Here is a 6098-nt window from a genome sequence, read left to right on the forward strand (position 1 = left end):
GCGGATCGTCACGCCGGCGCCAGCGCCTGCCCGCCCCGGTCCAGCTCACCTACGACCTCGTGCGCCAGCCGGCGCGCCTGACCTGGCGCACGGATGGCGACCGGTACGCACTCGACCTGGACGGCGCCCTCGGACGCCTGCACAGCGAAGGGGCGAGCGGCGACGCCGGCATCGCACCGCGGCGCGCGCTGGAGGAAACGGACGCGGGTCCGCTCGTGACGGAATTCGACGCCGACGGCCACCGCGTGCTGTTCCGCGCAACCGGCGCCGAAAGTCCGGACAACGTCGGTATCCAGGACCGCGCATCGTTGCTGATGCAGCTCGCCGGCATCGGCCTTGCGGAACCGGACCAGGTCCGCGACACGCTCGACGTCGTCGTGGCCGGCGCGCGCGACCTGCGCATCGCGCGGTTCAAGGTGCTGGGCCGGGAAGATGTCGCGACTGGCATCGGTACGCTCGCGGCCTGGCATCTCGCGGAACTGGCCGCTCCCGGCATGGCACGGCTGGACATCTGGCTCGCACCGGAGCGAAACTGGCTGCCCGTGCGCCTGCGCGTGGAAGATGCGGGCGGAAGCGCCACGCAAACGCTGTCGGCGCTGGACTCCGCCCCCGCGCTGCCGTAACGCGGCTCAGTCGCGCACGCGCCGCCAGCCGGCCTTGCGTGCGGCTTGCGCCGTGGCGGCCGGCAGATCGAACGGCGTGTTCTTGCCGTCCGCAGTCGTCGCGATCAGCTTCAGCGCGCCGTTCGGCAGCCGCACGATGATGAAGCCGACGGCCGCCGACGTATTCGACAGGGCGCGGCCCACGATGGGCTGGTTGCTGGAATCGACCAGCAACGGCTGCGCCGTGCAGACGTCGAGCTGGTACAGATTGCTCGTACCGCCGACCGAACAGGCGGACGACGACGTCGGCAGGTTGGCCACCACGTTGAGCGTGCCGGAAACGACTTTCGGGTCCAGGTTGACGCGCTCGCCGCTGTTCTGGTCCAGGTCCATGTACCAGCCCGCCTGGGTCCCCCAGTTGACGGTCGTGCCACTGATGGCGTATGTGTCGCCGCCGCCGGCCGCGCTCTTCGTCAGGCGCATCTGCGCCATCTTCGTGGCGGTGCGCCAGTCCACGGCGGAGATACCCGTGCCCGTATCCTTCAGGACGTAAACGCTCTGCGTGTCGGTATTCGCGATGTCGGTCAGGTCCAGCAGCCGCCCCGTCCCGTACACGACCATCGTGCGGACGGCCGTCGTCGTATTGCCCTGCGCATCCGTGCCGTTCGCCTGGCACTGCGTGATCTCCGGCCGCGAAGTCACGGGCTGCGCGCTGCCGGCATCGGCCATCCGAACCACCACCGGCGCGCCGCCCGCAGTGTAGTCGAAGCGGTACATCTTGCCCTGGTTGTCGCCCCCGTACACATATGTCACGAGCGGATCGGTCAGCGGGTTCGCGGTAATCGCCGTGATGCGCGTAAAGCCGGACGGCGTGGTCGTGTCGCCGCTGCCCGTACTGGCCTTGTTCAGCACCTGGCCCGTGGCGACGTCGACCACATACAGGTAGCCCGCGCCGCTGCCGCCGTTCACGCCGTCGGTGCCCGGCACGTTGTTGTAGCCCGACGTGAGAAACACGACCCAGTGTTCGGTCCCGCCGCTGTCCTTCCACGTGCCGAACTGCGGGTTCCCGAACGTCAGGCCGATGTCGGCGTCGTACGCCGTACCGCTGCACACGGCCGGATCGGCGCATAATTCCCACAAGGCATGCGGATGCGCGGGATCGGTGACATCCAGCGCGTAGTAGCCGCGGCCGCCCGCGTTCAGGCCGGCCACCAGCACGGCGCGCCACGTGCCGTCGATCTTGACGTCGGCCACCTCGGGTGCGCCGTCCGTCGTGAACTGGTGGTTGGTGCCGTAGGTCGTGCCGGCCTGCAGGTACAGTTTCTTCATCGTGATGCGCGGCGCGTAGGCCCACAGTTCGGAGCCAGCCGCCGCATCGAAAGCGTGCAGCATCCCATCGTTCGCGGCCACGAACACGGTCGGGGAGCGCGTCGCGTTGGCGGCCTTGTAATCGGCATAGCCCGCGATGGAATAGCCCTTGCGCGGATCGCGCAGGTAGGCCGGTTTCGAAGAAGCGATGTCGCCCAGCACGATCGGGATCGTCGTCGTCAGGCCGGGCGGGTTGTGGTCGGTGCGCGAGTACGCGCGCAGGACCGTCCCGTCCGCGTACTGCTGCTGCCCGCGCAGCCAGTCGACGATGTTGGCGCCGGCGTTGACGGTGGCGCGGTCGGTCGCCGACAGGCTGGCGCACTGGGCCAGCCCCGTGCACTTGTTGTCGAACCAGGTTTTCTCGGTCGCCGTCAGGTTCGCGTAGGTAAACGGCTTCAGGCCGCCGTTCACGGTGTCCTGCATCCAGATCGTGCGTATATCGCTGCTGTCTCCGACGAGGCGGCCGACCGTGTCCGACGACGTCCACGCGGCCGTCGTCGAGACCGCGCCGGTAATCGGATCAATCTTGCGGTCCGACAGTTCGCCGTACCAGCGCACGGTCGTGAACGTGGACGAAAAGATGTCGTTGTCCTGCTGCGAGATGTTCGGCGTGGACGTCGCGGCCGCCGACGCGGCGCCGATGCGCACCTGGATCGCCGACAGCGCCGAGGACAGGCCCTGGACGACCTGGGTCGGATCGGACGCGCTGAAATAGTGGCCGTGGCCATTGATGGCGGCATGCCACAGGTCGTCCACGCGCGACTGGTAGGCGGCCGAGCCGCTGGAGTCGCTCGTCTTCGGATCCGGCCAGACGTACGCGCCGTTGCCGTTCCACGGGCAGCCGGTCGCCGCGCCGGTAATCAGGTTGTAGAAATCGCCGCCCGGCACCGGCGCCGAATCGTACTTCGGCTCGTAGTTCATGACGCCGTCCACGCCCAGGCCGAGCGCATAGGTATTCATGTGCAGGCGGCTGTTTTCTCCCGCCTGCGCGGGTACGAGACCAGGTTTCGTCCAGTCTTCCAGCGCCGAGCGCAGCGACGACGAGGCCGTGTTCGAGCCGCCGTTGTACCAGTACAGCGCGACGTCGGCCAGCGTGTTGTAGCTCTGGGCGCTCGGATCGTAGCAGCCGGTGCCGCGCGTGCAGAAGCGCGCCGTGCTTTCGACGTTGTCGTTGTTGACGACCGTGGACGCGGCCCCGCCGTTCCAGTATCCGTCGGTCGTGATGAACGTGAAATTCTGCTGGCACGGGTACTGCACCACTTCCGATCCGGCCGCGGCCACGTAGGGACTCAGGTTGGCGTACATCTTGCCGATCGCGTGCAGCGCCGGGCGCAGCGGCGTCGACTGGCTGCCGTCCATCGCGTACAGGGTCGAGTACCACGTCGTGCGCGCGTCGCCCGTGAATTGCTGGGGCGCCGTCATCGTGCCCTCGGCCGCAGCGGCGGACAGCGCGACGATGCCGACGTTGTAGTTCGACGTCAGCGCCTGGAACGCGAGACCGACGGCGGTTTTCATCATCTGGTTGCGCGTCTTGTAGTAGGCATACCAGTTGGCGAAGTTCGTCATCTCCTCGTCGTACGTGCAGGTGTCGCCGGCGCAGTCGGTGCGGCCGGCCGCCTTCGGGTAGCTCGTCACGGTGGGCACGATGTCCGTGCGCACGAATACGGCGGCCCCGCTGCCCAGCGGTGTCGTCGTTACCGGCATCGTGTCGTACACGGCGGGCACGGGCGCCGACGCCGGCGTCAGCGCGAAGCTGATGTTGCCGCCGTTGTTGGTGAGCGCCCCCATCGTGATCGCGGCACCGCCCGCGCTGGCGCCCGTGTCGGCCACGCAGACCGTGGCGGCGCCCTTGCCCGCGCAGGCCGTCGTGACGGCGTTTCCGCCGGCGTAAGCCGTGATGGTGCCCTGCGTGCCGATCGCACCCGCGATGGCCGAAGCGACCGCAGTATTGCTCGCTCCTCTGCCGAACGTCATGTCGGATGCGATGATGGTCTTGCTGCCCAGCTTCGTGCCGCCGGCAAGCACGGTGCGGCTGCTGGAATTCTTGCTATTGCTGGCCGTGCCGGACACCGTGATGAGGGCCGTTGCCGGCTGCGCGGCCTGGACGATGGCCGCCGGCGCGTCCACCGTGATGGCCCAGCCGGAACGGCTGCTGTCCGTCAGGACCGAGCAGACGCCCATGGATTTGCCGCTCGTGCCGCTGGCGCAGTCGATCGGGATCACGGCCACGACGTTGTCGGTGCCGAGCGTGATGCCGTAGGTCGAGCAGGCCGGCACGCCGTAGCCCGACGCCGGCGTGCGCACGCAGGCGAGGTACTGGTTCGTCAGCCCGGTCTTCGCGATGATCGACGCGGCGAGCGCGGTCGCTACCGTCTGCTGCTTGCCGACCGTATTGGTGCCCGACGCGGCAGTCACCGCGTTGTTCGTGATGACGACGTTGCCCCCCGACTCGGCGACCGACACGCCATTGATCGTGATGGCACCGTTCGAGGCCGACGTGCCGATCGTGATCGTGCCATAAGCGGCGACGACGCCGCCGTTCGGATTCGAGAAACGCGGGTATTTGAAGTTGCCGACGTATTTCGCCTGGCAGTTGGTGAGCGCGGTGCTGTCGCACCAGCGCACCCTGGCAGGGAACGGATAACCGTTGGGTGCCGGTGCGCCCACTGCGGTCGTCACGCACGTCGTCAGCGCGGCGGTCGTGCAGTACTCGGCAACGTTGATCGTATAGTAGTAGGGGTTGGTCGTGTACGCCTTCGCGGTATAGCGCACATCGTTCGGATACGTGTACGTGGCCGAGTTGTAGACGCAATTGGCACTGTTCGAGTCGCACCAGCGCAGGTCGGGGAATCCGGTCGCGAGGTTCGTGCTGGCGGCGCTGTTCCCCAGCAGGTCGCGTCGGTTTACGCCGAAGCCGTCCGTCGTCACGGACGTCCAGTCGCTGGTTGCGCTGCGCGTCATCGATGTGTACGAGGTGCCGTCCGCGCGCACCGGCGGCGTGTAGCGCACCTTCGGGTCGTAGTACTGGCGGTTGAAGTCCGCGCTGTTGAATGGCGGGTGCCCGACCGTGCAGCCGCGGGTCCCGCCCGTCATCAGCGCGCGCGAGCGGCACGTCGTGCTGTCGTCGATATAGTCCGGCGTGAAGGCGCTCGCCATCGAGCCCGAGTTATCGTACAGCAGCATCAGGTTCGGCTTGACGTTACCGGTGCCGTCGACGTTGAGGAGCGGAAGCTGGGCAATGCTGGTCACGGCCGCGCCGGCGGTGCCGGCCAGCGTCAGGGCAACGAAGCCCAGGATGACGAGGAGTTTATTCATGATGGTAGGTCAGGCGCCGATCAGGACGATCATCTGGTTGGTCACGTTGGCTCCGCGGCCGCCGGTGATGCGTGCCGTGATCACGTAATGCAGCTGGGGCGTACCCGCATACGACGGCGCGTCGGAGGCCAGGCTGTCGCCCATCGCCACCGTGCTGCCCGCCGTCGCCGTATTGGCGGCCGTCTGCATGCAGCGGTTCGTGCCGCTGTACGCGCCGGCCGACGCGCACAGGCGGTGGATCACGTATTCGATGCTCGTGCCGTCGTCGCCGGTGATGGTGCGGCTGCCGTTCCAGAATGCGGCGTCGCGCGCCTGGCTGGCGGCGTCCCACGTGGCCACGTAGCCGCTGGCCGCGTCGTCCTGGTTCAGCGCCGCCTTGTTGGTCTGCGCGGTCTGGCTCAGCCAGGCAAACGCCGTGTGCAAGCCCAGGTCGGCTTCGCGGCTCAGGGTGGTGTCGTAGGCGAGATTGCCGGTCGTGAGCGCGGTGGAGTTGACGGAGCGGAGCAGGTACACGCTCCCCAGCAGCATCACGGCGAGGATGATCAGCACGACAGGCAGCGCCATGCCGTGGGCCCGCAGGTTCGGCCGCGTTCTCATGGATTCGGCCTCCATCCCGCATTGCGCAGCGTGGCCACGGTCTCGAACACGCGGTAGCGGTAGCAGCGCCAGTCGAGCGGATCGCCGGTCACGGCGACGTTCACCGTAATGGGCACGCCGGCCACGCCGGCAGGCGCGGCGCTCGAGAATACGACCGGTTGCGCCGTCGTGGTCGTGCAGGCCGCGCCGGCGGCAGGGTGCTCGACGGCCTTGCTG

General features: G+C 68.1%; 3 protein-coding genes and 1 pseudogene. 1 reads left to right on the forward strand and 3 read right to left on the reverse strand.

The features are described from left to right. A partial coding sequence (locus ACEN88_RS22545; protein ID WP_413343206.1) for a DUF3108 domain-containing protein occupies positions 1 to 623 on the forward strand: 623 nt, incomplete at its 5' end. 6 nt (positions 624 to 629) lie between these two features. Here ACEN88_RS22545 and ACEN88_RS22550 read toward each other — a convergent pair. From ACEN88_RS22550 to ACEN88_RS22560, 3 genes and pseudogenes are all read right to left on the reverse strand, one after another. Continuing rightward, positions 630 to 5285 carry a PilC/PilY family type IV pilus protein gene (locus ACEN88_RS22550; RefSeq protein ID WP_413343207.1) on the reverse strand — a complete coding sequence of 1552 codons (4656 nt, stop codon included), beginning with the start codon at positions 5283 to 5285 and terminating at the stop codon, positions 630 to 632. Between the two features lie 9 nt (positions 5286 to 5294). Continuing rightward, complete coding sequence (locus ACEN88_RS22555; RefSeq protein WP_413343209.1) at positions 5295 to 5882, reverse strand: hypothetical protein; 588 nt, start codon at positions 5880 to 5882, stop codon at positions 5295 to 5297. After that, a pseudogene (locus tag ACEN88_RS22560) lies at positions 5879 to 6098 on the reverse strand (pilus assembly protein PilW); the annotation flags it as partial. The pseudogene ACEN88_RS22560 and the gene ACEN88_RS22555, both read right to left, overlap by 4 nt.

It is taken from the genome of Massilia sp. CT11-108, assembly GCF_047302915.1.
GTDB classification, from domain to species: Bacteria; Pseudomonadota; Gammaproteobacteria; order Burkholderiales; family Burkholderiaceae_D; genus Telluria; species Telluria orientalis.

Bases quoted from the DNA above. Each gene is read 5' to 3' on its own strand.
- ACEN88_RS22550 (WP_413343207.1), bottom strand. From the start codon at position 5,285: ATGAATAAACTCCTCGTCATCCTGGGCTTCGTTGCCCTGACGCTGGCC.
- ACEN88_RS22555 (WP_413343209.1), bottom strand. From the start codon at position 5,882: ATGAGAACGCGGCCGAACCTGCGGGCCCACGGCATGGCGCTGCCTGTC.